At 73.0% G+C, this 24,995-nt stretch carries 17 protein-coding genes; 7 read left to right on the top strand and 10 right to left on the bottom strand.

The window, feature by feature from the left end; translation table 11 throughout:
• Nucleotides 1-10: 10 nt before the first annotated feature.
• The 4 genes from GA0070621_RS03095 to GA0070621_RS03080 all read right to left on the bottom strand — a co-directional run bounded on the left by GA0070621_RS03095 (nucleotide 11) and on the right by GA0070621_RS03080 (nucleotide 6,427).
• Nucleotides 11-1,759, bottom strand: a complete 1,749-nt coding sequence (locus GA0070621_RS03095; protein WP_091201932.1) for a CDP-glycerol glycerophosphotransferase family protein — start codon at nucleotides 1,757-1,759, stop codon at nucleotides 11-13.
• A 198-nt stretch (nucleotides 1,760-1,957) separates the two neighbouring features.
• The gene (locus GA0070621_RS03090; RefSeq protein ID WP_091191412.1) at nucleotides 1,958-3,241 is read right to left on the bottom strand and encodes a nucleotide sugar dehydrogenase; all 1,284 of its coding nucleotides are present in this window, start codon (nucleotides 3,239-3,241) and stop codon (nucleotides 1,958-1,960) included.
• A 4-nt stretch (nucleotides 3,242-3,245) separates the two neighbouring features.
• Complete coding sequence (locus tag GA0070621_RS03085; RefSeq protein ID WP_091191410.1) at nucleotides 3,246-4,814, bottom strand: glycosyltransferase family 2 protein; 1,569 nt, start codon at nucleotides 4,812-4,814, stop codon at nucleotides 3,246-3,248.
• On the bottom strand, nucleotides 4,811-6,427 hold the full coding sequence (locus GA0070621_RS03080) for a glycosyltransferase family 4 protein (protein ID WP_167666543.1): 1,617 nt from the start codon (nucleotides 6,425-6,427) through the stop codon (nucleotides 4,811-4,813). Before GA0070621_RS03080 ends, GA0070621_RS03085 begins: the two co-directional genes overlap by 4 nt.
• A gap of 229 nt (nucleotides 6,428-6,656) precedes the next feature.
• Here GA0070621_RS03080 and GA0070621_RS03075 point away from each other — a divergent pair, with 229 nt between their 5' ends.
• On the top strand, nucleotides 6,657-7,838 hold the full coding sequence (locus GA0070621_RS03075) for a hypothetical protein (RefSeq protein ID WP_091191409.1): 1,182 nt from the start codon (nucleotides 6,657-6,659) through the stop codon (nucleotides 7,836-7,838).
• A 4-nt stretch (nucleotides 7,839-7,842) separates the two neighbouring features.
• Here GA0070621_RS03075 and GA0070621_RS03070 read toward each other — a convergent pair whose 3' ends face one another.
• Nucleotides 7,843-9,720, bottom strand: a complete 1,878-nt coding sequence (locus tag GA0070621_RS03070; RefSeq protein WP_091191407.1) for a hypothetical protein — start codon at nucleotides 9,718-9,720, stop codon at nucleotides 7,843-7,845.
• A 622-nt stretch (nucleotides 9,721-10,342) separates the two neighbouring features.
• Here GA0070621_RS03070 and wecB point away from each other — a divergent pair.
• The 3 genes from wecB to GA0070621_RS03055 are packed head-to-tail and all read left to right on the top strand — an operon-like array spanning nucleotide 10,343 to nucleotide 14,995.
• On the top strand, nucleotides 10,343-11,428 hold the full coding sequence (gene wecB / locus GA0070621_RS03065; RefSeq protein ID WP_091191406.1) for a non-hydrolyzing UDP-N-acetylglucosamine 2-epimerase: 1,086 nt from the start codon (nucleotides 10,343-10,345) through the stop codon (nucleotides 11,426-11,428).
• A 34-nt stretch (nucleotides 11,429-11,462) separates the two neighbouring features.
• Nucleotides 11,463-12,875 carry a glycosyltransferase family protein gene (locus tag GA0070621_RS03060; protein ID WP_091191404.1) on the top strand — a complete coding sequence of 471 codons (1,413 nt, stop codon included), beginning with the start codon at nucleotides 11,463-11,465 and terminating at the stop codon, nucleotides 12,873-12,875.
• The gene (locus GA0070621_RS03055; protein ID WP_091191403.1) at nucleotides 12,872-14,995 is read left to right on the top strand and encodes a glycosyltransferase; all 2,124 of its coding nucleotides are present in this window, start codon (nucleotides 12,872-12,874) and stop codon (nucleotides 14,993-14,995) included. Before GA0070621_RS03060 ends, GA0070621_RS03055 begins: the two co-directional genes overlap by 4 nt.
• A gap of 76 nt (nucleotides 14,996-15,071) precedes the next feature.
• Here the strand turns inward: GA0070621_RS03055 and GA0070621_RS03050 are convergent, their stop codons facing one another.
• The 5 genes from GA0070621_RS03050 to GA0070621_RS03030 form a co-directional block, all read right to left on the bottom strand.
• Entirely contained in the window at nucleotides 15,072-16,706 is a 1,635-nt protein-coding gene (locus GA0070621_RS03050; RefSeq protein ID WP_167666542.1) for a glycosyltransferase family 4 protein, read from the bottom strand.
• Between the two features lie 84 nt (nucleotides 16,707-16,790).
• Nucleotides 16,791-18,446 carry a glycosyl transferase family 1 gene (locus GA0070621_RS03045; RefSeq protein WP_167666541.1) on the bottom strand — a complete coding sequence of 552 codons (1,656 nt, stop codon included), beginning with the start codon at nucleotides 18,444-18,446 and terminating at the stop codon, nucleotides 16,791-16,793.
• Nucleotides 18,447-18,475: 29 nt separating this feature from the next.
• The gene (locus GA0070621_RS03040; RefSeq protein WP_091191399.1) at nucleotides 18,476-19,504 is read right to left on the bottom strand and encodes a Gfo/Idh/MocA family protein; all 1,029 of its coding nucleotides are present in this window, start codon (nucleotides 19,502-19,504) and stop codon (nucleotides 18,476-18,478) included.
• Complete coding sequence (locus tag GA0070621_RS03035; RefSeq protein WP_091191397.1) at nucleotides 19,501-20,610, bottom strand: DegT/DnrJ/EryC1/StrS family aminotransferase; 1,110 nt, start codon at nucleotides 20,608-20,610, stop codon at nucleotides 19,501-19,503. Before GA0070621_RS03035 ends, GA0070621_RS03040 begins: the two co-directional genes overlap by 4 nt.
• Before the next feature lie 162 nt (nucleotides 20,611-20,772).
• Nucleotides 20,773-21,405 carry a TetR/AcrR family transcriptional regulator gene (locus GA0070621_RS03030; RefSeq protein ID WP_091191396.1) on the bottom strand — a complete coding sequence of 211 codons (633 nt, stop codon included), beginning with the start codon at nucleotides 21,403-21,405 and terminating at the stop codon, nucleotides 20,773-20,775.
• 177 nt (nucleotides 21,406-21,582) lie between these two features.
• Here GA0070621_RS03030 and GA0070621_RS03025 point away from each other — a divergent pair, with 177 nt between their 5' ends.
• The 3 genes from GA0070621_RS03025 to GA0070621_RS03015 all read left to right on the top strand — a co-directional run bounded on the left by GA0070621_RS03025 (nucleotide 21,583) and on the right by GA0070621_RS03015 (nucleotide 24,984).
• Nucleotides 21,583-22,485, top strand: a complete 903-nt coding sequence (locus tag GA0070621_RS03025; protein ID WP_091191394.1) for an ABC transporter permease — start codon at nucleotides 21,583-21,585, stop codon at nucleotides 22,483-22,485.
• Nucleotides 22,478-23,278 (top strand): ABC transporter ATP-binding protein, encoded by an 801-nt coding sequence (locus GA0070621_RS03020; RefSeq protein ID WP_091191393.1) that lies wholly within the window; start codon nucleotides 22,478-22,480, stop codon nucleotides 23,276-23,278. The genes GA0070621_RS03025 and GA0070621_RS03020 overlap by 8 nt, the downstream gene beginning before the upstream one ends.
• Nucleotides 23,279-23,421: 143 nt before the next feature.
• On the top strand, nucleotides 23,422-24,984 hold the full coding sequence (locus GA0070621_RS03015; RefSeq protein ID WP_091191391.1) for a bifunctional cytidylyltransferase/SDR family oxidoreductase: 1,563 nt from the start codon (nucleotides 23,422-23,424) through the stop codon (nucleotides 24,982-24,984).
• Nucleotides 24,985-24,995: the final 11 nt, after the last annotated feature.

Below are 24,995 nucleotides of genomic sequence, written 5' to 3'. Positions count from 1 at the left end.
CGCCCGTCGCTCAGCCGCAGAGCCGGCCGATCTCCGCCCGGAACCGCTCCATCGGGTTCGCCCCGGCCGGGCCGAGCAGGTACTCCCTCAGCTCCCGGCGCGCCTCGGTCAACGGGTCGTCCCCGGTCCGGGTGACGGCGAGGATCTTCGCCAGCTCGCCGCAGTCCGGCGAGAGCAGGTACGCGGCCCGCGCGGTCGGGAAGGTACGGCGGAACTCGTCCTCGGGCCGGCCCGCCGGGTTGGCCACCACGTACGGCCGCTCGCTCTGCACGAAGTCGGAGACCACGCTCGACACGTCGCTGACCAGCAGGTCGGTGACGTTGAAGCAGTCGAACAGGGCCGGCGTGCGGCCGGTGACCACCAGGTGCGCGGTGCCGTCCAGCGAGGTCGGGTCGGTCTGGCCGCCGGCCGCCCGGATCCGGGCCACGATCCGCTCGTGCACGGCGCGGGCCCGCCGCGACCGGGTGCCGGTCAGCGGGTGCGGCTTGTAGATCAACCGGAGGTTGCCGGCGGCCAGCAGCCCGGCCACTATCCGCTCGCCCATCAGCACCAGCGAGGTGTGGTACGGGTCGTCGTCCAGCCAGCCCTCCCAGGTGGGGGCGTAGAGCACGGTGAAGAGGTGGTCGGCCGCGCCGGAGCCGAAGGTGTGCACCCCGGCGAGCTGCGGGCGACCGATCTCCACGATGTTCCGGTCCTGCACGCCCACCCCGGCCCGGGCGTAGCGTTCCCGGCCCGCCGGCCCGGCCACCCACACCTCGTCGTACACCTTGCTGTACGGGTTGGCGCTGGCCTGCTTGTCGCTGTCGCCGTGGCCGACGAAGACGTGCTTCACGCCCGGCTCGCGCAGCAGGTGGATGTTCGCGCCGACGTTCGCCGCGTACAGGGCGACCCGGATCGGGCCGAGGTCGAGGTTCATGAAGTCGACGCCCGCCGGTACGCAGATCACCGGCAGCCGGGTGTCGGCCAGCTCGGCGAACGCGTCCTCCGCACGGAGCAGCACCACCGCCGGCCGGCCGGCCGCCTCGACCGGGGCGAGCCACATGTTGGCCTGGTAGACGTCCTTGGCCGGGCCGGCGAAGTAGAGCGCCACCTCGGGCCGCTCCCGGGCCAGCCAGTCGTGCACGGCGGGCAGCACGCCGGGGCTCCGGCCACGCCCACGCAGCCAGGTGACCGCCAGCACCGCCGCGGTGACCAGCCCCGCGGCCAGCGTGACCAGCCCGGTCACCACCACCGGGGTGACCCGGTCGACGAGGGCGGCCGCCACGGCCGCCGGGACGAGAAGCACGTTGAGCAGCGGCAGCCGCAGGCCGGCGAGCCGCTGGGCCCAGGCCGGCGGCACCGGCACCCGGCGCAGCGCGCCGAGGTCGATGTTGCGGGTGAACGCCGGGGTGGCGGCCCGGCCCTCGACGATCCTGGTGAGGGCGGTGGTGCCCACGGCCACGGTCCAGAGCGCGGCGGGCAGCAGCAGGACCGCGAGGGTGGCGCCCGCCCCCGGGCGGACCGCGGTGACGACCAGCAGGACGACGGAGAGGTCACGCACGAGTCGTCGCCAGACCGGCCCGAGGCCGGCCTTCTCCAGCAGTTCGCCGGTGTCGGCCAGCCGGGTGGCGAGGGCCAGCTCACCGGCGACGACGACCAGCGCGGCGACCGCGTACGGGATCGGCTGGCCGAGGGCGCCGACCAGGACCATGCCCCCGTACCCGAGCAGGGTCACGCCGGCGACGGCGACGCCCTGCTGACTTCGTACTCTGCTGAACAACGGCACGCTCCCTGTCTGCTCACCGGCGTCGATCAAACCGGGCAGCTGCGACCTTAAACGGGACAGATGGCTCAGGCATCGCCGGGGTGTCGGGCGGGTGAACGGGTGCCTACGCCCCTCACGTCGGGTGCCGGCCGGACCGCGTAACGCAGCGGGCCCCGGCCGTCGAACGGCCAGGGCCCACGGGCGTACGGACGGTCAGCCGCCGATGACCACCCGGCGGACGCCGGCCCACCGGGCCGGGTCGGTGACCCGACGGCCGTCGACCAGCAACGTCACGCCGGGCAGGTCAGCCGGGGTGAGGGTGCGGTACTCGGCGTGGTCGGCCTGGATGACGGCCGCGCCGAGCGGCTCGCCGTCGTAGCCGGGCAGGCCGTGCGCGGCCAGCTCCTCGTTGGTGTACATCGGGTCGGAGACGTACGGCTCGGCACCCCGCCGGCGCAGCGCCTCCACGGTCGGGAAGACGCCAGAGAAGGCGGTCTCCTTGACCCCACCCCGGTAGGCCGCGCCGAGCACCAGCACACCGACCCCGGTCAGGTCGCCGTACGCGGCGGCGAGCAGGTCGACGGCGTACTCCGGCATGGCGGCGTTCGCCTCGCGGGCCGAGCGGACCACGGTGGCGGCCGGGTCGTTCCACAGGTACATCCGCGGGTAGATCGGGATGCAGTGGCCGCCGACGGCGATGCCCGGAGAGTGGATGTGGCTGTACGGCTGGGTGTTGCAGGCATCGATGACCTTGGTGACGTCGACGCCGACGGTGTCGGCGAAGCGGGCGAACTGGTTCGCCAGGCCGATGTTCACGTCCCGGTAGGTCGTCTCGGCGAGCTTGGCCAGCTCGGACGCCTCGGCCGAGCCCAGGTCCCAGACGCCGTTGGGGCGGTCGAGGTCGGCCCGCTCGTCGAAGTCCAGCACCGCCTCGTAGAAGCGCACGCCGTGCGCGGCGGACGCCTCGTCGATGCCGCCGACCAGCTTCGGGTAGCGGCGCAGGTCGGCGAAGACCCGGCCGGTGAGCACCCGCTCCGGGCTGAAGACCAGGTGGAAGTCCTGGCCGGCGGTGAGGCCGGAACCCTCCTCCAGCATCGGCGCCCAGCGGTTGCGGGTGGTGCCGACCGGCAGGGTGGTCTCGTAGCTGACCAGGGTGCCCGGCTTCAGGCCACGGGCGATGGCCCGGGTGGCGTCATCCATCCAGCCGAAGTCCGGCACCCCCTCGGCGTCCACGAAGAGCGGCACGACCACGACGACGGCCTCGGACTCGGCGACCGCGGCGGCGGTGTCGGTGGTGGCCGACAGCAGCCCGGCGGAGACCGCCTCCTTCAGCTTCACGTCCAGGTCGGCCTCGCCCGGGAACGGCACAGCCCCGTCGTTGACCAGCTGGACGACCCGCTCGGAGACGTCGGCACCGATCACCCGGTGCCCCTTCGAGGCGAACTGCACGGCGAGCGGCAGGCCGATCTTTCCGAGCGCGACGACGCAGATGTTCATGTGACTACTTTCCTCCAGAGGGCAAGATTCGGCGCAGGCGGGCAAGGAACCGACGAGGGGTCACCGAGGTGATCGCGACGATCACCTGGCCCTTGTGGTTGGTGGTGGGCGTGACGAGGTGGAACCGGACACCGCGCCGGGCCAGCAGCCGGGGTGCGGCGAGCCGGCGGGCCGCCCGCAGCGGCACCGAGCCGGTCCCGCCCAGGGCGGTCACCTCGACCCGGACCGCCCGCCGTTCCCCGTTCGCCGGGGAGGTCGCGAGCAGCCGGTCCACCGCGAAGTCCGCCCGTACGACGGTACCCGGGCCGCCCGCGGCGGCGGTCGTCGCACCCGTCAGCTCCCCGACGCTGACCCGGACCGCCTCGGCGGTCAGCTCCGCCAGCTCCGCCCAGCGGCTCTGCGCCGTGACCACCAGCGTTCGGGCCCCGCTGGCGTCCCGCCCCCAGGCCAGGCCGGTCGCGGTCAGCCGGGCCAGCACGGTGGCGGCCTGTTCGGTCACCTCGTACCACTCGTCCGGATAGCCGAGCGACGGGTCGCGGAAGCCGACGTGGTGGGCGTACCAGCGCCCGCCCTCGATGGTGATCTCGGGCGGCGTCACGTCGCCCTGCTGCCCGATCAGTTCCCGCAACCGGTCCAGCTCGGCATCACGGGCGAGGGCCAGCCGCAGCCGCAGGTCGGGCGCCATCCGGGCCAGGATGCCGTCGGTGAGGTACGCCTCGGCGAGCGTGCGGATCCGGTCGTGGACGTGCTGCTGGACGCCCGGGTCGAGGCCGAGGAACTCGGTCTGGAGCAGTTTCGCCACCTCCCAGCTGAAGTGGCGCAGCAGGATCGCGTCGCGGCGCGCGCCCGGCTCGATCAGCCCGGCGACGAACCCGACCAACTCCTCGGCGCAGCGCAGCCGCTCCTCGAACCGGCTGGCGTAGGTGATGTTCTGCGCGTTGTCCCGCTTGACCGCGTAGTAGTACTCGTAGTCGGCGAGCACGGAGATCTTCTTCGCCCGGAGGCAGGCCTCCAGCGTGAACGGCTGGTCGCTGCCCATCGCCATGTCGGTGCGGTACCGCAGCCCGTGCCGCTCGATCAGATCGCGGCGGAACAGCTTGGTGTTCGACAGCGACCAGGGCAGCTCGCTGTCGAAGAGGTCGACCCGCTCCTCGGTGCTGGCGTAGACGGCCTGGTGCACGTAGCGCTTGTTGGTGCCGACCATCCGGCCGAGCACCACGTCGGAGTCCCACCGGTCGGCCGCGGCCACCAGGCGTTCCAGCGCCTCCGGGCCGAGGTGGTCGTCGGAGCCGATGAAGAAGACGTACCGGCCGCGGGCATGGTCCAGGGCGCGGTTGCTCGGCGCCGCCGGCCCGCCCGAGTTGGCCTGGTGCAGCACCCGGACGGTGCCCGGGTAACGCTTGGCGTACCGGTCCAGCTCGGCGCCGCTGCCGTCGGTGGAGCCGTCGTCGACCGCGACGACCTCCAGCCGGTCCAGCCCGATGGTCTGCCCGACCAGCGAGTCCAGGCAGGTGGTCAGGTAGGGCATGGTGTTGTAGACGGCGACGACCACCGTGACGTCGGGCTCGCTCATGCGCCCACCCCGACCGAGATCGACGCCGCGTCGGGGATCGGCGCACCGGTGGCGGCCGGAGCGTCGGGCAGCAGCCGGGAGTAGACCCCGTCCAGCACCGCCGCCTGCGCCTCCCAGGTCCAGCCGGCCAGCAACCCGGGCCGGTCGTACGCGGCGCGGTAGCGCGCCGGGTCGGCGAGCACCGCGGTGACCGCCCGGACGAAGTCCGGCACGTCCTCGGCCGTGAACACCTCGCCCTGCCCGGTCTCCCGGACAGTCCCCGCCATGGTCCGCACGTCGGAGACGACCAGCGGCAGGCCGGCGTGTGAATACTCGAAGAACTTGGTGATCAGGGCGATCTCGTGGTTCGGCCAGTGCTGGATCGGGATGACGCCGACCTGCGCGCCGGAGAGGAAGCGCACCACCTGGTGGTGCGGCACGTACGGCAGCACGTGCACCCGGTCGGCCACGCCCAGCGCCCCGGCCCGGTCGACCAGGCCCTTGACGTACGCGGACGCCGGCTTGTTGACCACGAACGCGACATGCGCCCCGGGCAGCCGCGGCAGCGCCTCGACCATCACCCCCAGGCCGCGCTTGGCCGCGGCCACCCCGCTGTAGACCAGCAGTGGGGTCTCCGGGCCGATCCCGCAGAGCGCGCGGATGTCCGGCACCGGCTCGGCCGGGTCGGCCGGCAGTTCGTCGACCGCGGGGGCGTTGAGCACCACGGCCGGGCGCTCGGCCAGCCGGTGCTCGCGTTGCAGCAGATCGGCCAGGCCGCCCGAGACGGTCATCGTGGCGTCGGCGTACGGCACGTACGTCCGCTCGTGGGCGACGTTGCCGGGCAGCCACCGGGCGTTGTCCCGCCACGGCTGCACGCCGGGCAGGTATTCGTGGGCGTCCCACAGCAGGGCGATCCGCCGACCCCGGGCGGCGGCCCGGATCTTGGCACGCGCGCCGACGCCGATCATGCGGAAGTCGTTGGCGTGGATCAGGTCCGGCGCCAACTCGTCCACGACCGGGCCGTACGCCAGCTCGTAGTCCCACAGGCCGGGCTCCAGCCGTCGCCACGCGCCGTCGCCACGCAGCTTCTGCCAGAACAGCGTGTACGCGCGGTCCCACGGGCCGGTCAGCTTGCGGCTCTTCCGGGCCTGGTTCAGTTGCCGGTTGCGGAAGCCCACCCACTTGCGGGTCAGGACGGCGAGCGTCTCCTCGGCACGCAGCGCGCCCCAGGCGAGACCGCCGGGGCGGCCGGCGCCGGCCTCGCGGGCGGCCACGGTCAGCTCGGCCCGGCGGACGGCGAGGTCGGCCCGCCATGCCTTGATCGCCTGGGTGCGGTGCGCCGCGATGCCGCTGGGCGGGTAGGCGAGCGGGCGACGCAGCCAGACGCGACGGAACTCGTGCCGGCGCCGGGCCAGCGGCTCCGGCATGGGGATGAGGCGGACCTCCGCGCCCCCGAGCCGCCAGCTCTGTGGTTGCCCGACCGGCGCGCGGCCGAGCAGGATGACCTCCCAGCCCGCGTCGGCCGCCGAGCGGGCCGCCTTCTGCACCCGGGAGTCGCCGATGACCCCGTTGTCCACCAGCATGACCACCCGTCCCCGGGTGGCCGCCGCTGCGGTCGTGCCGTCAGATCCCATTCCTTGCCCGTCTCCGTCTCAGCCAGCACCGCGACCGCGGACCCGAGCGAGTCTACGACAAAGGGCACGGCGGGCAGCGCCTCCGCCGTCGGCGGTACGCGCCCTCGCGTCCGGATTGCTACCCTGCATGCGGTTCACTGACCGTGACCTCGACAGGTTCCGCGCGCCAACCGGCGACGGGCCGCCGAGACGTCGGATCGCCCCAGCTCAACGCGGACGGGATCGCAGGATGGACGTGGTGACGACCGACGAGCCGAGCCGAGCGACGCCGGACCGGTCGCCCGATCCGGGGGCCGGACACGCCCGGCGCGGGGCCCGGCTGCGGACGGCCACCCGGCAGGCCCTGCCCGCGCTGCTCACGTACGCGGCGATCCGGCTGGCGGGGTTGCTGACCGTCTACTTCTGGGCCCGTTCGATCGGCATGTCGCCGCTGCGCGAGCTGACCCGGTCCGACGGGACCTGGTACCTGGGCATCGCCCAGCACGGCTACGACGGGTACGAGAAGGTGCAGAGCAACATGGCCTTCTTCCCGCTCTATCCGGGCCTCGTCGCCGCGGTGGACCGGGTCGCCCCGTACGGGCCGCGCGCCGCCGGGCTGCTCGTGGCGTGGATCGCCGGTCTCGCGGCGGCCTGGGGGCTGTACGCGATCGGCGCGTACCTGCACGACCGGCGCGCCGGCATCCTGCTGGCCGCGCTCTGGGCCGCGCTGCCGCACGGCGTGGTCGAGTCGATGAGCTACAGCGAGACCCTGTTCACCGCGCTGGCCGCCTGGTCGCTGTACGCGCTGCTGCGCCGCCGCTGGCTCACCGCCGGGGTGCTCTGCCTCTTCGCCGGCCTCACCCGCCCGACCGCCTCGGCACTGATCCCCGTGATCGGGCTGGCCGCGTTGGCGGCGATCGTCCGGCGCCGGGACGGTTGGCGGCCGTGGGCCGCGCTGCTGCTCGCCCCCGCCGGCTGGCTGGCCTACGTGGCCTGGGTCGGCGTCCGCACCGGCCGGCCGGACGGATGGTTCCACATCCAGTCGGCGGGCTGGCGGACCCACTTCGACTTCGGCGTCTACACCTATGAGCGGGGCCGGGAGGTGCTGGGCAGCCCGGAGTCCCTGCCCATGTTCCTGGTGTCCGTGGTGGTGGTGCTCGCGATCATGTTCTTCGTGCTGAGCCTGATCGACCGCCAGCCCTGGCAGCTCCTGCTCTACAGCGGGCTGCTGCTGGTCACCACGCTCGGCGCCGCCGGCTACTACCACTCCAAGGCCCGGTTCCTGCTGCCCGCGTTCGCGTTGCTGCTGCCGGCGGCCGTGGCCCTGGCCCGGGCCGGGTGGGCCCGGGCGGTCACCGTGGTGGTGGCCCTGACGGTGTTCTCCGCGTACTTCGGCGGGCACCTGCTGCTGATCTGGACGAAGTCGCCCTGACCGGTCACCGGGTCCAGGACCGGACGTCCCAGACCCACACGTCGTCCACCCGCTGCCCCGGGCCGAACATCGCGTCCAGCACGATCTTGAGGTCGTCGTGGCGCCGGGCCCGGTCGGGCAGCGCCACCGCGTCGGCCTTCCAGTACCGGACGTCGGCCCGTGCCTGATCGATCTCGACCGGGCTGACCGTCGCGGCCCGCTCGCCCTGGGAGACGGCGGTGAGCAGCTTCGCGGTCGGCTGCGGCTCGACACCCCAGCGGCCGGTGGCGTCGGTGTCGGAGACCGGCCCGAGGAAATAGCCGCTGGGCACGGCGAAGGCGGTCAGCGCGGCGGAACTCCAGTAGAGCGAGGTCATGCCGTCCACCGGCACCGGGACCAGGGTTCGGCCCGGTGCCACGTGCTCGCGCCAGGCGCCGCCGGTGACAAAGTCGGGGACGGGCACCCGGCCCCGGGCCTCCAACGGGGTGGGCAGGATGGGCAACAGGGCGGCGAACACCGCCACCGCGGCCAGCCGGGGCACCAGCCGTCCCTGCGCCGGGGCGTCGACCCGGACCTTGGCGAGCCGGTCGCCGGCGACCGCGAGCAGGACACCGAGCGCCACGGTCGTGATCAGGGCGAACCGGGCAACCACCACCGAGTCGAACACCGGCAGGCCGGTCACCAGCGCGAACGGCGCCGGCACACTGGTACGCCGGGTGCCCACCGTCCAGGTGGTGCCGATCGAGAAGGCCGCGGAGATCACGGCCACCACGGTGATCACCCGGACGATGACCTCGCGGCGCAGCCACCAGCAGGCGGCCAGCGCCAGCACCACCACCGACCAGCCGTAGAAGCTGGCCTGCTCGGTGGTGTTCGGGCCCCACCGGAGCGCGCTGGTGGGGCTGCCCGCCACCGACTCGGTGGCGTAGCGCACGAACGAGCCGAGCGTCAGCGCGTAGACGTCGGGGTTGCCGGGGTGCCCGATCCGGTGCTGCGGGCCGGCGAACTGCATCCACAGCGGGTACGCCGCGGCGGCCCCCACCAGCACCCCGGTGATCGCCAGCCCGCCGAGCATCGGGCGGGCCCGGCGCAGCGCCTCGCGCGGCCGGCAGATCAGGTAGCCGAGAACCATCATCAGGCAGCCGAGCGCGACCAGGAAGAGGATCTCCAGGCTGACGAAGAACTGCGTCACCACGAGGGCGCCCAGCACCAGTCCGTCCCGGACCGGGCGGCCGTCGCGGGCCAACCGGACGACCCGCCACACAATGAACGGGACCAGCCACTGCGCGGTGATGTGCGGGTGGCCGTTGCTGTGCGAGACGAGGGCGGGCGCGAAGGCGCAGAACAGGCCGCCGCCGAACGCCGCGACCCGGGACGACACCACGTGCCGGGAGAGGACGTGGTACCAGGCGTACCCGGTGCCGGCCAGGTTGAGGGTGATGAACAGCAGGTACGAGAACGAGGCGCCGAAGAGCAGGGTGACCGGCGCCAGCACGAGCCCGGGCAGTTGCATCCCGACGTTGGTCATCAGGTTGACCCCGTTCGGGGCGTTCTGCAGCGTGGTGAAGAACGGGTTCTCCAGGTGGCTGACGGCGTGCGCCGCGTACGCCAGCATCCACTCGTTGAAGCCCTGGTCGTTGGGGCGGCTGCCGAGCAGCCGGCCGCCGTGGTCCAGCCAGCCGCGGCCGGTCACCCACAGCGCGCCGGCCACGTACACCGCGGCGACCAGCAGGTCCAAACGGATCCGGCGCCGGCGTGCCGTCGCCCGCGCCTCGACCGGCGCGTCGGGTCCCGTCGCGCCCGGTGTCTCGGACCGCTCCGCTACGTCGGTGACGGTGGTCTCGGCCACCGCGTCCCCATCGGTGGAGGTGCGGCTGCGGATGTCGGGCCCCGAGGCGGTCATGGCGCCGTAGTGTACGCAAGCGGCACGGAATGCCCGGGCCAGGCTCACCACACCCAGAAGGTGCGTCGGGCCGGGCCGGGCGGCGGGCCGAGCCGGCGAACGGCCGACGAAGATCCGGCGAACATTCCGGCCCGGCGGCCCGGCCCGCGTGCCCATGCCGAGGGGCCGCGGCTCCACCTGCCCTCGGGCGCGGGGGCCCGGGGCGACCGGGCGACCCGGCACGGTCGGTTAGGGTTGTGCGTTGTGTCCCGTAACGCGCTGCTCGTCGCCGTCCGACCCGGACGACGCCGATGACCCGATCCGTCCGGCGGCCTTCGGCACGCGGGACGTCCCGGCGACCGCGTGCGTCGTCCCCCACCGATCGGGGCACTACTATTCCAAAGGCCGCCGCCCGCCCCCGGGCGACCGCGGCCGGCAAGGACGCCCCCGGGGCGTCGGCGGGCGCAGCCGTCCGCCGTGGTCGTCCCCGGGCCCGTCAGGGGCCCGGCGCCCGACAGTTCAGCAGCCGTTCCGGCCGGGACCACTCTCGGTCGGTCGGGGCGAGCACCGCCTTCGGCCCGTGCCGCAGGCGGCAGCGCCAGATCCGTCCGTGGTCCGGTAACCGATACCGAGGAGTCAGGTAGTGAAGGTCGTCAGCATCGTCGGCGCCCGACCGCAGTTGGTGAAGCTGGCACCCATCGCGGCCGCGTTCGCCGAGGACGGGTGCGAGCACGTGATCGTGCACACCGGGCAGCACTACGACGCCGACCTGTCCGACGTCTTCTTCTCCGGGCTCGGCATCCCCGACCCGGACGTGCACCTGGGCATCGGCTCCGGCAGCCACGGCGTGCAGACGGGCAACACCCTGGCCGCGCTGGACCCGGTGCTCGCCGCCGAGCGCCCGGACTGGGTCCTGGTCTACGGCGACACCAACTCCACGCTGGCGGGGACCCTGTCGGCGGTGAAGCAGCACCTGCCGGTGGCCCACCTGGAGGCCGGGCTGCGCTCGTTCAACCGGCGGATGCCGGAGGAGCACAACCGGGTGCTCACCGACCACGCCGCCGACCTGCTGCTCGCCCCCACCGAGGAGGCGATGCGGCACCTCGCGACGGAGGGCCTGGCTGCCCGGTCGGTCCTGGTCGGCGACGTCATGGTGGACGTCTGCCTGCGGGTCCGGGACGACGTGACCCGTGGCGGCCGGCCTCGGCCGGCCCTGCCCGAGGGGATCGACCCGGACGCGCCGTACCTGCTGGCCACCCTGCACCGCGCGGAGAACACGGACGACCCGCGGCGGCTCGGGGCGCTGCTCGACGCGCTGGCCGACCTGCCGGTGCCGGTCGCGCTGCTGGCCCACCCCCGACTGCTCGCCCGCGCCGAGGAGCACGGCCTGAAGCTGTCCCGGGGGGCGCTGCACGCCGGCCGTCCGCTGCCCTACGCCGGCATGGTGGCGGCGGTGCTCGGCTCCGTCGGCGTGGTCACCGACTCGGGCGGCCTCCAGAAGGAGGCATACCTGCTCGACCGCCCGTGCACCACGCTGCGCACCGAGACGGAGTGGGTGGAGACCCTCGAGGGCGGGTGGAACGTGCTGGTTCCGGACCCGCGCGAGCTGGGCGGAGAGTGGGCGGCCACGGCGACCCGTCCCGCCCCGGAGGCTCCCCGAGGCACCCCGTACGGCGACGGCCGGGCGGCCCACCGGGTCGCCGAGACGCTGCGACGGCACCTGGCATGACGGCGCGTCCCCTCCTCACGATCGGTCATCCGCGATGAGCAATCGAGTTGTCCCACTCCCCCGGTCCGGCGGCGGGCAACGGCCGCACGCCATCTACCTGGCCATCGGCTTCCCGCCCGCGGCGAAGAGCAGCGCGTACCGGCTGCGCGAGACGGCGAACCAGTTCGTCGCCATGGGCTGGGACATCACCGTCATCACCATCTGCCAGGAGGCATGGGAGCGGGAGTACGGCCTGGACCACACCCTCTCGGAGAAGGTCGACCCGCGGGTCAAGGTGGTCGAACTGCCGCTGATCCGGCAGGACCTGGAGACCGACATCCGGGCCTTCTCCGAGGAGCGCACGCTCGACCCGGCTGGGTGGATCAAGCGGCTGCGGCAACGCGAGCAGCGGGCTTTCCCCGAGCCGGTCTTCGGCGGCTGGCGCTACGACCTGGAGCGGGCGGTGCTGCGGGTGCACCGCGAGCACCCGGCCGACCTGCTGCTCGCCTCCTGCGCCCCGTACGTGAACCTGGCCGCCACCTGGAAGCTCTGGGAGGAGTACAAGGTCCCGTACGCGGTCGACTTCCGGGACGGCTGGTCGCTGGACGTGATCGGTGGCGGCGAGGCGTTCACCCGGGACTCGGTCTCCGGCCGCTGGGAGTCCAAGGTCCTCGAGCACGCCCTCGCCGTCTGGTGCGTCAACGACCCGATCGCCGACTTCTACCGCGAGCGCTATCCGCAACTCGCCGAGCGGGTGCACGTCGTGCGCAACGGCTACGACGAGGACAGCCTGCCCGACGTGGCGGGCCGGTCGCCGGACCCGGTCGCCGGGCTGACCTTCGGCTACCTCGGCTCGGTCAACTTCACGCCGGCGTTCCTCGAGTCGGTGCTCGAGGGCTGGCGGATCGCGCGACGGGACGACCCGGTCGTGGCCCGCTCCCGGTTCGAGGTGCGGGGCCACATCGGCGCCGGTCCGGCACGGGAGGCCAACCGGCACATGGACCTGCTCAAGGAGGCCGCCGTCGACGGCGTCACCTTCGGCGGGCCGGTGCCGAAGGCGGCCCTGTCGGCCACGTACGGCTCGTGGGACGCGCTGGTCCTGATGCTGGTCGGCGGTCGCTTCGTGACCTCCGGCAAGGTGTACGAGTTCATGGCCAGCGGGCTGCCCGTGCTCTCCGCGCACGACGTCGACCACGACGCGGCGAACGTCCTGGCCGGGCACCCGCTCTGGACCGGGGCGGTCGGCCTGGATCCACACCGTCTCGCCGACTCCTTCTCGGAGGCGGCCCGGATGGCCGTCAAGGCGACCGACGCGGACCGGGCCGCCGCGCGCGAGTTGGCCCGCCGGTTCGCCCGGCCGGCCGTGCTCGCCCCGGCCGTCCGGCACCTCACCGAGCTCGCCCGGCCGGCCGCGGCCGGCGTTTCCACCCCGGCCGCGGCCGTTTCGACGGGAGATGTCCAACCGTGACCACCGTGCTCATCGTGGCCAGTGCCGCACCGAAGCAGCCGGCCGTCCTGGTCGAGGCGCTGGAGCGCTTCCGCGACCGGGGTGCCACCGTCACCGTGGCCTGCTTCTTCGACAGCGCGGAGCTGCCGATCGACCCGGCGCTGGCGGACGTCCGCACCTTCGCCGTACCCGTCGAGAAGCGGGACGCCCGGTTCCGCAAGGCGCTCGGCCGGGCGCAGGCCAACCGGAAGCTGTGGCTGCACGCGCGGCGTAACGCCTGGCTGCGGCAGCGCTACCGGAAGGCCGACCTGCTGGTGGCTCTCGACGCCCGCACGGTGCACACGGTGTGGGAGATGGCGCAGCGCAACACCCGGGCCGGCGCCCACTACGGCCTCGTGCCCGCGCTGCGGGCCCTCGACTCGGCCCGGACCGAGCCGGTGGGCAAGCGGCTGGAGCGGCAGATGGCGGCGGCCGCCGGCATCGGTGCCCGGGGGGCCAAGCGGGCGGCGGTACAGACCGTGCGGACCACGCTCCGGAAGGCCACCGGCCAGACGGTGATGAGCAACCCGGCCGGCGCCTGGTTCTGGACCCGGGCGGTGGCGGCTCCCCGCGTGCCGGACCGGTTCCGCAGCAAGCTCGCCGTCCGGCTGCACGACAGCGCGGTACGCGCCGGCCGCCCGGCCGTCGCCGCCCGCGCCGCCTCCGCCGCGGTGAACCGGATCAGCAGCGCCGGCACCCGCGCGGACGTGCTGACCCAGGCGGCGCAGTCCGAGCTGGCCCTCGGCCACGTTCCGACCGGCCTGCACGACGCGATCCGGGCCCAGTTGGCGCTGGCGGACAGCCTGGTGTCCAAGAACCCCACGCAGTCCGCGGCGGCGGTCTCCAAGGCGTGGAGCCTGTCGTCCAACCGGGTGCTGCACTTCGACCGGCTCACCTCGCCGATGAGCGAGGACCCGGGTGCCTTCCTGGCGCCGTTCCGGGCCAGCGCGGCGGCGCGGAAGCTGTCCGGGCCGCGGTGCCGGCTCGCCCCGGCCGCGCCGGCGCCCACCGACCGGCCGCTGCGCCTGCTGGTCACCACGCTGATCAACGACAACTTCCTGCCGGAGATCCTGGAGCGGTACCGGGCGATGCCGAACGTGGAGGTCCGCTTCCTGGATCTCCACGAGGACCCGGTGACCCGCCCGCTGGCCCTCAGCGGCAGCGCCGTGATCGAACATCTGCTGGCGGGCGAGTCGTCGTACGGCGCCAAGATCGAGGAGTGGCTGCGGCCGCACCTGGACTGGGCGGACACCGTCTTCGTCGACTGGTGCCAGGCCACCGCGGCGCTGTTCACCCTGCACGACCCCGGCACCGCCCGGATCATCGTCCGGCTGCACAGTTTCGAGGCGTTCAACTTCTGGCCGCACCTGGTGGACTTCTCCCGGGTGGACGACGTCGTCTTCGTCTCCGAGCACCTGCAGGACCTCTCCACGGCGGTGCTGCCGCAGCTCGCCGAGCCCGGCGGTCCCCGCCTCTGGGTCATCGACAACGCGATGGACCTCCAGCGCTACCCCCGGGTGAAGTCGGCGGACGCCCGCTTCAACCTGGGCATGGTCGGGTTCAGCTCGGTGGCGAAGGACCCGCGCTGGGCGATCGACGTGCTGCGCCGGCTGCGCGAGCGGGACGAGCGGTACCGGCTGACGCTCATCGGCAGCAACTTCAACAACCGCACCAGCAAGCCGGCGAAGGACTACGGCAAGCTGCTCAGCAAGGACCTGGCCGAGCTGGAGCCGCTCGACGCGGTGCGGCGGTACGGGCAGACCGACGACGTCCCGGCCGCGCTCCAGGAGGTGGGCGTCATCCTCAGCACCTCCGTACGGGAGAGCTTCCACTGTGGTCTGGTGGAGGGTGCGGCCAGCGGGGCGGTGCCGGTGGTGCGGGACTGGCCGTTCTTCGCCGGCAAGCCGCACGGCGCCCGTACCCTCTTCCCCGCCGACTGGGTGGTCGCCACCCCCGAGGAGGCGGCGGAGCGGATCCTGGACGCCACCGCCACCGAGGAGCGGTGGCGGGAGACCGGTCAGGTCGCGTCCGAGCACGCGCTCAAGACCTGGGACTGGACGGTCACCCAGTCCGGTTTCGACCGGCTGCTGCTGGACGGCTGAGCCGTCCGCCGCGACGCGGGCACACAGCGAGAAGGGGCCCGGCCGATCGGCCGGGCCCCTTCGTCGTCTCCGCCGGTCAGCGCACCGGCATGACGGACCGCTGCGCCGGGACGGCCGGGGCGGCCTCCGGCGACGCCGGCGCCTTCGGGTGGTGCGGCAGCAGGCGGGTGTAGACCTCGTCCATCACCCGTGCCTGCGCCTCCCACGTCCACTGGTCCAGCACGCCCGGCCGGTCGTACGCCGCCCGGTACCGCTGCGGGTCGGCCAGCACCGCGCGTACGGCCCGCAGGTAGTCGTCCAGGTCCTCGGCCCGGAAGACCTCACCCTGGCCGGTGGCTCGCGTCGCCTCCGCCATGGTCTTGACGTCGCTCACCACCATCGGCAGCCGGCCGTGCGCGTACTCGAAGAACTTGGTGATCAGCGCCAGCTCGTGGTTCGGCTTGTGGTGGATCGGGATGACGCCGAGGTCGGCGGGGGCCACGAAGGCGGACACCTGCCAGTGCGGCACGTACGGCAGCAGGTGCACCCGGTCGGCCACGCCCAGCTCGGCGGCGAGTTCCTCCAGCTCGTACATGATCGGCACCTTGCCGTTGGGGTGCACCGAGACCAGCGCGACGTGCGCGTCGGGCAACTCGGTCAGGCCCCGGATCATGATGTCCACCCCGCGCGAGGGGTTGATGCCGCCGCAGTAGACCAGCAGCGGCGTGGTCGCGTCGATGCCGCAGCGCGCCCGGATGTCCGGCACCGGCCGGGCCCGCTGCTCCGGGGTGAGCGCCGCAGGCGGGGCGTTCAGCACCACCGCCGGCTGCTCGGGCAGGTCGTGCGTCTCCCGGAGCAGGTCGGCCAGGGTGGCGGAGACGGTGACGACGCCGTCGGCGTACGGCGCGTGCTCCCGCACGTACGCGATCTGCGCGGGCAGCCAGCGCTGGTTCCCCGGCCGGCCGATGATGCCGGGCACGAACTCGTGGGCGTCCCAGACCAGCTTGACGTCACGCCCACCGGCGCGGGCCCGCATGGCGGCACGCGCGCCCACGCCGAGCATCCGGAAGTCGTGTGCGTGGATGAGGTCCGGCTCCAACTCGTCCACCACCGGGGCGAAGGCCAGCTCGAAGTCCCACAGCTCCGGGTCCAGGCGGCGCCAGGCCCGGTCGCCGTGGAGTCGCTGCCAGAACCGCAGGGCGGTCCGGTCGATCCAGGAGTTCGGGTCCTGCTGGTGCGCCTGGAGGCGCTTCAGCTCCGCGTAGCGGAACTTGACCCACTGGAACTTCGCCTTGTTGACGAAGTACGGCAGGGCCAGCCGGGCCTTGCCGGCCAGCTCCGGCCAGCGCGGCCCGCCCTGGCTCCGCGCGACCTTGATCTCGGAGAGCCGGAAGTTCAGGTCGTCCCGCCGGGCCTTGAGCTTGTTCAGCTTCCGCTTGCCCTGGGAGCCCGGCTTGTACGCCAACGGGCGGCGCAGCAGGGCGCGACGGTAGGCGACCGGGTGCTGAAGCCGCCGGGACACCCTGATCAGTTGGACATCCGCGTCGCCGATTCGCCAGTTCTCCTCCGTGGCGTTGCCCTTCAGGATGCCGACCAGGATCACCTCCCAGCCGGCCTCGGCGGCGGACCGGGCGGCCTTCTGCACCCGGGAGTCGCCGTGGACTCCGTTGTCGACCAACATCACCACCCGCCCCCGGGTCGGTCGGGCGTCGGTACGCGGGGCAGCTTGCATCGGGTGCCTTCTCCTCGTTTGACGGGTCTTGCACGGGCGAACCGGATTCCGGCCGCCGGTCGTCCGTGGACGACCGGCGGTCGGTCACCGGAGGAACACGTCGAAGGCCGCGGCGGTGTGCCGGCCGTCGTGGTGTTCCCGGACGTAACGGGGTCCCGCCGCGGCGAGGACGGTCGCCGCGTGACGGTCGTCGAGCAGTGACTCGATCGTGTTGCCGATGGTGGTGGGCGTCGCGGAGGCGATCGGGGGACGGACGCCGACGGCGTGGTGCACGCTCTCGTCGAGGTACGCCACGACCACCTTCCCGGCGGCCATCCCCTCGCAGGAGAACGTGCCGTACGTGCCCATCACGAGCTGGTCGACGACAATGTCGGCGTCCCGCACCAGGTGGACCATTTCGTCGTACGGCAGCCCTTCCACGAGTCGCAGTTCGATGATCCGTCGGTCGTGCAGCTCCCGCAACCGGGGCAGGAGCCGGTCGGTGCCCTTCGTCCAGCGGCTCGTCGGGGCGTGCAGCACCACCGGGCGGGACCGTTCCAGCACAGGCCGGTCGCCGGCCCATGCGTCGACGTCGATCACCAGCGGCGCCCATGTGGCGAAGGGCACGTCGGCCAGCAGGTCGGGGGTGGTCACGAAGAGCGGCAGGCCGCTCTCCTCCGCGGTGCGCCGGTTCCGCTCGGCCACCGCGGTGAGCCGGTCGCGCAGTTCCTCCGGGGCGTCCCGGAACGCGGACTCGGCGTGCCGTCGCAGGTGCGCGCCCGGGTGGCGGATCTCGCTGCCGTGCGCCAGCAGCGCCACCTTGATCCCGGCCCGCCGCAGCGCCGGCAGGTCGGCGGCGATGTCGTCGCCGTTGAGCCGGCCGAGCACCGGCCGGAAGGCGTCGACGATCAGGTGGGTGTAGCCGGCGAGCACCCGGCGGGCCTGGTCCAGTTGCACGTCGAGGTGGTGCTCGGCCGGGAAGTGGAGGTAACGGTCCGCCGGATACCGGTACGAGGCCGGTGGCTTGGCGACCACCAGCTCCACCCCCACGTCGGGCCGGGCGGCGCTGATCGCGGTGGCCAGGGCGGAGAGCTGGCCGGCGTAGTTCGCGGTGCCGAGGCCGAGCCGGACCGGTCCCGTGCCGAGCGGGCGCCACGAGCCCGGAGCGCCGGCCTCGACCGGCGGGACCTGCGCCGTCTCCGGCGCTTCGGGTACGCGTTCCCGCGCCCGCTCCACGGCCGCGACGAACGAGGTCACCGAACCGGGGGCGAAGAACTCGGCCGGGCCGCGGCCGGCGAGGTGCTCCCGCACCGCCCGCGCCTCGCCCGCCACGACGGGCAGACCGGCCTCCCGGTACGCGTCGAGGACGGCCGGCACCAGCGGCCGGTCGTCCGCGACGGCCTCGAAGCCGTACACGGCCAGGTCCGCCGGGGCGAGGAACGCGGGCGTGAGCCGGCGCGGGCGGGGCACCTCGTGCACCCGGGCGGCCGCCGGGCCGGCCCGGCGCACCAGGTCCCGCACCTCGGCCCGTTCCCGGTCGGTGTGGACCAGGGCGAGGTGGCAGGCCGGCAACCGGGGCAGGGCGTCGACGATCGCGCCGAGTGCCCGGTCGGCCGCGATCCCACCCGCGTGCACCAGCAGCGGCGTGCTGGCGGGCAGTGCGCAGACCTCACGTACCGAGGCGGGTTCCGAGGGCCGCCCGTCGGCGGCGGCCCGGCGGAGCGCGACGCGCCGCCGCCGGGCGATCTGCGGCCTCGCCACGGACGTCGTCCGCCGCACCGGCGCCGGGCTCATCGCAGCGCCGGCTCCGCATCGCTGCTGGTGGGTGCGACCGACACGACCTTGCCGTCGGACGCGGACTCCAGGAGGCCCGCGGCGACCTGCACCGTACGCAGACCCTGCCGCAGGGTGACGATGTCGCTCTGCTTCCCCTCGACCGCGTCGCGGAACCGCTCGTGCTCGACGAGCAGCGGCTCGCGCTTCGGGATCGCGTACCGGACCATGTCGCCCTCGGCCACCCCGCGGAACGCGCGCAGCGCCTCCCACTCGGTGTCGATGGCGGCGTTGGCGTAGAAGGTGAGGTCGGCGGTGAGCGTGTCGGCCACGAAGCAGCCCTTGTCGCCGGTCACCACGGTGGACCGCTCCTTGAGCGGGCTCAGCCAGTTGACCAGGTGGTTGACCATCGTGCCGTCGGAGAGCTGGCCGACCACGGCGACCATGTCCTCGTGCAGCCGGCCGCTACGGGAGACCGTCCGGGCGGCCACCGAGGCGTATTCCCGGCCGGTCACCCAGGCGGTGAGGTCGATGTCGTGGGTGGCCAGGTCCATCACCACGCCGACGTCGGCGATCCGGTGCGGGAACGGCCCCTGGCGCCGGGTGACGACCTGGAAGACCTCGCCCAGCTCGCCGGCCTCCAGCCGGGTACGCAGGCTCTGCAGGGCCGGGTTGTAGCGCTCGATGTGGCCGACACCGGCGACCAGCCCGGCGGACTCGAACGCCTCGACCAGGCGGGTGGCCGCCTCGACCGACTGGGCCAGCGGCTTCTCGATCAGCGCGCACACCCCGTTGGCGGCCAGCTCCAGGCCGATCCGCTCGTGCAGCGCGGTCGGGCAGGCGACCACGGCGTAGTCGATGCCCATGGCCAGCAGGTCGCCCAGCTCGGGGACGACCGGGGCGCGGAGCGCGCCGGTGACGTCGCCGGCCGGGTCGACGACGCCGACCAGCTCGACGCCGTCCAGGTTGGACAGCACCCGGCCGTGGTTACGCCCCATCGCGCCCAGGCCGATCAGGCCGGCGCGCAGCTTGCGACCCTCGGTCATCGGGCACCCCCGGCGAGGTTGGCGCCCTCGGCGATCCGGTCGAGGTCGGCCTGGCTCAGCGACGGGTGCACCGGGAGCGAGATCACCTCGGCGGCGGCCCGCTCGGTCTCCGGCAGCTCCCACGGGCCCGGCGTGCCGTCCTCGGCGAGGTACGGCTTGAGCCGGTGGATCGGGGTCGGGTAGTAGACGGCGTTGCCGATGCCCAGCTCGGTGAGGCGGGTCATGGCGGCGTCCCGGTTGCCCGTCGCCCGCACCGTGTACTGGTGGTAGACGTGCCGGGCGCCGTCGGCCACCGGCGGGGTGACCAGGCCGGTGATGGTGGAGTCGAGGAACTTGGCGTTGGCCCGGCGCTGCTCGGTCCACTCGGCGAGCTGGGTGAGCTGCACCCGGCCGATCGCGGCGGCCACGTCGGTCATCCGCATGTTGGCGCCGACGATCTCGTTGGCGTACCGCTGCTCCATGCCCTGGTTGCGCAGCAGGCGCAGGGTCCGGGCCAGCTCGGGGTCGGCGGTGGTGACCATGCCGCCCTCCAGGGCGTGCATGTTCTTCGTCGGGTAGAAGCTGAAGCAGCCGGCGGTGCCGAACGCGCCGACCGGGGTGCCGTGCAGGGTGGCGCCGTGGGCCTGGGCGGCGTCCTCGACGACGGCCAGGCCGTGCCGCTCGGCGATGGCCATGATCTTGTCCATCGCGGCCGGGTGGCCGTAGAGGTGCACCGGCATGATGGCGACGGTCCGCGGGGTGACCGCGGCGGCGACCGCCTCCGGGTCGACGCAGAAGCTGCCCGGCTCGATGTCCACGAAGACCGGCTCGGCGCCGACCAGCCGGACCGCGTTCGCGCTGGCCGCGAACGAGAACGACGGGACGATGACCTCGTCGCCCGGGCCGAAGCCGAGCGCCATCAGGGTGAGCTGCAGCGCGGAGGTGCCGGAGTTGACGGCGACGCAGTGCCGGCCGGCGACCAGCTCGCCGAACTCCTCCTCGAACGCGGCGACCTCCGGGCCCTGCACGACCCGGCCGCTCCGCAGCACCCGGACAGCCGCCTCGATCTCGGCCTCACCGATGATCGGTCGGGCTGGGGGAATGAACTCTGGGTGCGGCCCAACCATGGGGCTTCCTCCTGTCGACACGGTGTTCCGTTTGGGGGGATCGGGGGATCGGGGCGATGGTAGCGGTTTTCACGAAAAACAACCCGCTCGTAACGAATGTCCGACGGGATGTGTCCTGCTGTTCATGATCGACTGTCGGATCGGGGCCAACGGCGTCCGGGGTCAAACTTCCACCTCATCCCGGACGGGCCCCAAGCATGCTACTCGCAGCGCCGCGACGATCGCCGACGCCAGCCGGGGCACCTCCTCGGCCTCCAGCGGAGCTCGGGAGATGGCCATCCGCCAGTAGACCGGGCCGACGATCAGGTCGACCGCGGCGCGCCGGTCGGTGTCCGGCGACAACTCCCCGCGCTCGACCGCCCGCCCGATCAGGATCCGGCCGACGGCCTGCTGGTAGTCGTCGAGGGCCGCCTGGAGCTTCTCGGCGATCTGCGGGTTGCGGGCGGCCTCGGCGAGCAGGTCCGGGATGATCTGCGAGGCCAGCCGGTGTTGCAGCGCACGGGCCATCACGTGCAACAGGATCTCCAGGTCGCCGAGGAGGCTGCCGGTGTCCAGCAGGGGCAGGTTGCGCCCCGCCACGGCGGTGACCATGTCCAGCACCAGGTCAAGTTTCGAACGCCAACGGCGATAGATCGCGGTCTTGCTGACCCCGGCCCGCCGGGCGACCGCCTCGATGGAGAGGCGACCGTAGCCGACCTCGGCCAACTCCTGCATGACGGCGGCCCGGATGGCCGTGGTGATCTCCCCGCGCAGCACTGCCGCCCCGGCCGGGGCACGCCTCTTCTCGGTCGTCACGTGGAACAATGTAGCGCAACGACGATACGGTTGCGTCCCGACGTGTTTTGGACTACCTTCCACGCAACAGCGAGGCCCCCTCCCCGCTCGGCCGCGCTGAATCCCGAGCACCGTATTTCAGCACCGCGACTCATCCCCACTGCTCCCCATCGGCACGAAAGATCGGAGCGCCAGACCATGGCCAACACCGCGGTGGCCGACCCCGAAACCGGGCTGACCCGGGCCCAGCTCGCCCAGCGATACGGGCTGCGGGTCGCCGGAGAACGCCCGCCCCTGCGCGAGTACGCCCGCCGGCTGTGGGCGTACCGGCACTTCATCACCACCTACTCCCGGGCGAAGGCCGCCTCGGCGCTCAGCAACACCCAGCTCGGGCAACTGTGGCAGGTGCTGACCCCGCTCACCAACGCGGCGGTCTACTACCTGATCTTCGGCGTGATCGTGGCGACGAACCGGAACATGACGAACTTCATCGCCTACCTCTGCACCGGCGTGTTCATCTTCATGTTCACCCAGACCGCCGTGCAGAACGGCACCAACGCGATCACCGGCAACCTGGGCCTGATCCGGGCCCTGCAGTTCCCCCGGGCCGCGCTGCCGATCACCGTCACCCTGGTGCAGTTGCAGCAGCTGCTCATGTCGATGGCGGTGCTGGCGGTCATCGTGCTGGCGACCGGCGAGCCGCTGACCTTCCGCTGGCTGCTGATCGCGCCCATGCTGCTGCTCCAGACGATCTTCAACATCGGGTTGACCATGGTGATGGCCCGGCTCGGCTCGAAGGTCACCGACCTGCGTCAGGTCATGCCGTTCGTGATGCGGACCTGGCTGTACGCCTCCGGCGTGCTCTACCCGGTCGCGCTGTTCCGGCAGCACCTGCCGCACTGGGCGGCGAACGTGCTGGAGTGGAACCCGCCGCTGGTCTTCATCGAGCTGGCCCGGTACTCGCTGCTCGAGTCCAACCAGGCGAACCTGGTGACCTCGCCGACGCGGCTGTGGTTCATGGCCCTGGCCTGGGCCGTCGTGATGGGCGTGGGCGGGTTCGTCTACTTCTGGCGCGGAGAAGAGGAGTACGGCCGTGGCTGAGCAGACCCAACCGGCGGCGAGCACCGCCGTCGTCGACTCGGGGCGAGTCCCCACCGTCGTGGTGGACGACGTCCACGTGATCTACCGGATCCACAAGGGCGCCACCAGCGGCACCAGCCCGGTCTCCGCCCTCAAGCGCATCGTGACCCGCAACAACGCGCCGAACATCCGCGAGGTGCACGCGGTCAAGGGGGTGAGCTTCACCGCGTACCAGGGTGAGGCGGTCGGGCTGATCGGCAGCAACGGCTCCGGCAAGTCGACCCTGCTGCGGGCCATCGCCGGGCTGCTCCCGCCCGCCCGGGGCGCCGTCTACACCATGGGTCAGCCCTCGCTGCTCGGTGTGAACGCGGCCCTGCTCAACGACCTCTCCGGTGAGCGCAACGTGGTGCTCGGCTGCCTGGCCATGGGCATGCCGCCGGAGGAGGTCAAGCGGCTGGCCCCGGAGATCATCGAGTTCTCCGGAATCAACGAGCGGGGCGACTTCGCCTCGTTGCCGATGCGCACCTACTCCTCGGGCATGGGCGCCCGGCTGCGCTTCGCCATCGCCGCGGCCAAGAAGCACGACGTGCTGCTCATCGACGAGGCCCTCGCGACCGGTGACCGCAAGTTCCGGGCCCGCAGCGAGCAGCGGGTACGCGAGCTGCGCGAGAGCGCCGGCACCGTGTTCCTGGTGAGCCACTCGATCAGCTCGATCCGGGACACCTGCGAGCGGACCATCTGGCTGGAGGGGGGCGTCCTGAAGATGGACGGTCCCACCGACGAGGTCTGCAAGGCGTACGAGAGCCAGAAGTAGCCGGACGGGAGCGCACCGTCCCGGGTTCCCGCCGGGTCGGTGCGCTCCGTCGTACGCGTTACTGTTTACCCCGACCCCGGCCAAAATTCGTCACCCGGTCACCGGGGCGTAAACCCCCCATCCCCGCAGAGTGAGGAAGCGCAATGACGCAGGACCGCACCGCCGCACCGGACGCCCTGCCGGCCAGCCCGGCACCCTGGCGCCCCACGCGTACGGTGGCCGTGATCCTCGCCGGGGGGACCGGGGAACGCCTCGGGCTGGGCATCCCGAAGCAACTGCTCAAGATCGCCGGCAAGCCGATCATCGAGCACACGCTGGCCGTCTTCGAGGCCGCGCCCGAGATCGACGAGATCATCGTGCTGATGGCCGCCGGGCACCTGGCCGAGGCCCAGCGGATCGTCGCCAACGCCGGGCTCCGCAAGGTGACCCGGGTGATCGAGGGCGGTGACACCCGCAACGCCACCACCCGGCTCGCGCTCGACGCGATCGGCGGGGGCGACGTCAACATCCTCTTCCACGACGCGGTCCGCCCGCTGGTCAGCGCCCGGATCGTGCGTGAGTGCGTGAACGCGCTGTGGACGTACTCGGCGGTCGACGTGGCGATCCCGTCGGCCGACACGATCATCCAGGTGGACGAGGAAGACTGCATCACCGACATCCCGGTCCGCTCCACCCTGCGCCGGGGCCAGACCCCGCAGGCGTTCCGCTCCGGCACCATCCGCGAGGCGTACCGGCTGGCCGAGGACGACCCGGACTTCGCCGCCACCGACGACTGCGGGGTGGTGCTGCGCTACCTGCCCGGCACGCCGATCAAGGTGATCGACGGTTCGGACGAGAACATCAAGGTCACCCACCCGGTCGACGTGCACCTGGCGGACAAGCTCTTCCAGCTCGCCGCCGCCCAGGCGCCCCGGCTGACCGACCACCGCGGCTACACCGAGGAGCTGACCGGCCGGACCATCGTGGTCTTCGGCGGCAGCTACGGCATCGGCCACGACCTGACCGAGCTGGCCCGCGGGTACGGCGCCCAGGTCTTCCCGTTCAGCCGCTCCACCACCGGCACCCACGTCGAGCGGGCCGAGGACGTGGCCGCCGCGCTGCGGACCGCCTTCGAGTCGACCGGCCGGATCGACCACGTGGTGGTCACCGCCGGCATCCTGGAGCGGGGCGCCCTCGCGGAGATGGACCAGGAGACGATGGACCGGCTCCTGCACGTCAACTTCGTCGGCCCGGTCACCATCGCCCGACAGTCGCTGCCGTACCTCCAGCAGACCAAGGGCCAGCTGCTGCTCTACACGTCCAGCTCGTACACCCGGGGCCGGGCCCGGTACGCGCTCTACTCGGCCACCAAGGCCGCGCTGGTCAACCTGACCCAGGCGCTCGCCGACGAGTGGGCCGAGTTCGGCGTACGGGTCAACTGCGTCAACCCGGAGCGCACCGCCACCCCGATGCGCACCAGGGCGTTCGGCGAGGAGCCGGAGCACACCCTGCTCTCCGCCGAGGCCGTCGCGCAGGCTTCCCTGGACGTTCTCGTCTCCGACCTGACCGGCCAGGTCATCGACGTCCGCCGGGCACCCGGCGAGCCGGCCACGGTGCCCCTGCAGCCCGGCGCGCACCCGTCGGACGACGGTTCCGGGTCGCGGCGCGGCGCCGGTCGCGCCGAGCCGGAGTCGTCGGAGCAGCTGCGCACGGGCGTCGGCGCCTGACCGGCCGAGCA

Source organism: Micromonospora narathiwatensis, from assembly GCF_900089605.1.
Classification (GTDB): domain Bacteria; phylum Actinomycetota; class Actinomycetes; order Mycobacteriales; family Micromonosporaceae; genus Micromonospora; species Micromonospora narathiwatensis.
This window is presented reverse-complemented; position numbering and strand designations above follow the sequence as displayed.

Excerpts from the sequence above, each read along its gene's own strand:
- GA0070621_RS03090 (WP_091191412.1), bottom strand. The coding sequence starts at position 3,241 with ATGAACATCTGCGTCGTCGCGCTCGGAAAGATCGGCCTGCCGCTCGCC.
- GA0070621_RS03085 (WP_091191410.1), bottom strand. The coding sequence starts at position 4,814 with ATGAGCGAGCCCGACGTCACGGTGGTCGTCGCCGTCTACAACACCATG.
- GA0070621_RS03080 (WP_167666543.1), bottom strand. The coding sequence starts at position 6,427 with ATGGGATCTGACGGCACGACCGCAGCGGCGGCCACCCGGGGACGGGTG.
- GA0070621_RS03075 (WP_091191409.1), top strand. The coding sequence starts at position 6,657 with ATGGACGTGGTGACGACCGACGAGCCGAGCCGAGCGACGCCGGACCGG.
- GA0070621_RS03070 (WP_091191407.1), bottom strand. The coding sequence starts at position 9,720 with ATGACCGCCTCGGGGCCCGACATCCGCAGCCGCACCTCCACCGATGGG.
- GA0070621_RS03060 (WP_091191404.1), top strand. The coding sequence starts at position 11,463 with ATGAGCAATCGAGTTGTCCCACTCCCCCGGTCCGGCGGCGGGCAACGG.
- GA0070621_RS03050 (WP_167666542.1), bottom strand. The coding sequence starts at position 16,706 with ATGCAAGCTGCCCCGCGTACCGACGCCCGACCGACCCGGGGGCGGGTG.
- GA0070621_RS03040 (WP_091191399.1), bottom strand. The coding sequence starts at position 19,504 with ATGACCGAGGGTCGCAAGCTGCGCGCCGGCCTGATCGGCCTGGGCGCG.
- GA0070621_RS03035 (WP_091191397.1), bottom strand. The coding sequence starts at position 20,610 with ATGGTTGGGCCGCACCCAGAGTTCATTCCCCCAGCCCGACCGATCATC.
- GA0070621_RS03025 (WP_091191394.1), top strand. The coding sequence starts at position 21,583 with ATGGCCAACACCGCGGTGGCCGACCCCGAAACCGGGCTGACCCGGGCC.
- GA0070621_RS03015 (WP_091191391.1), top strand. The coding sequence starts at position 23,422 with ATGACGCAGGACCGCACCGCCGCACCGGACGCCCTGCCGGCCAGCCCG.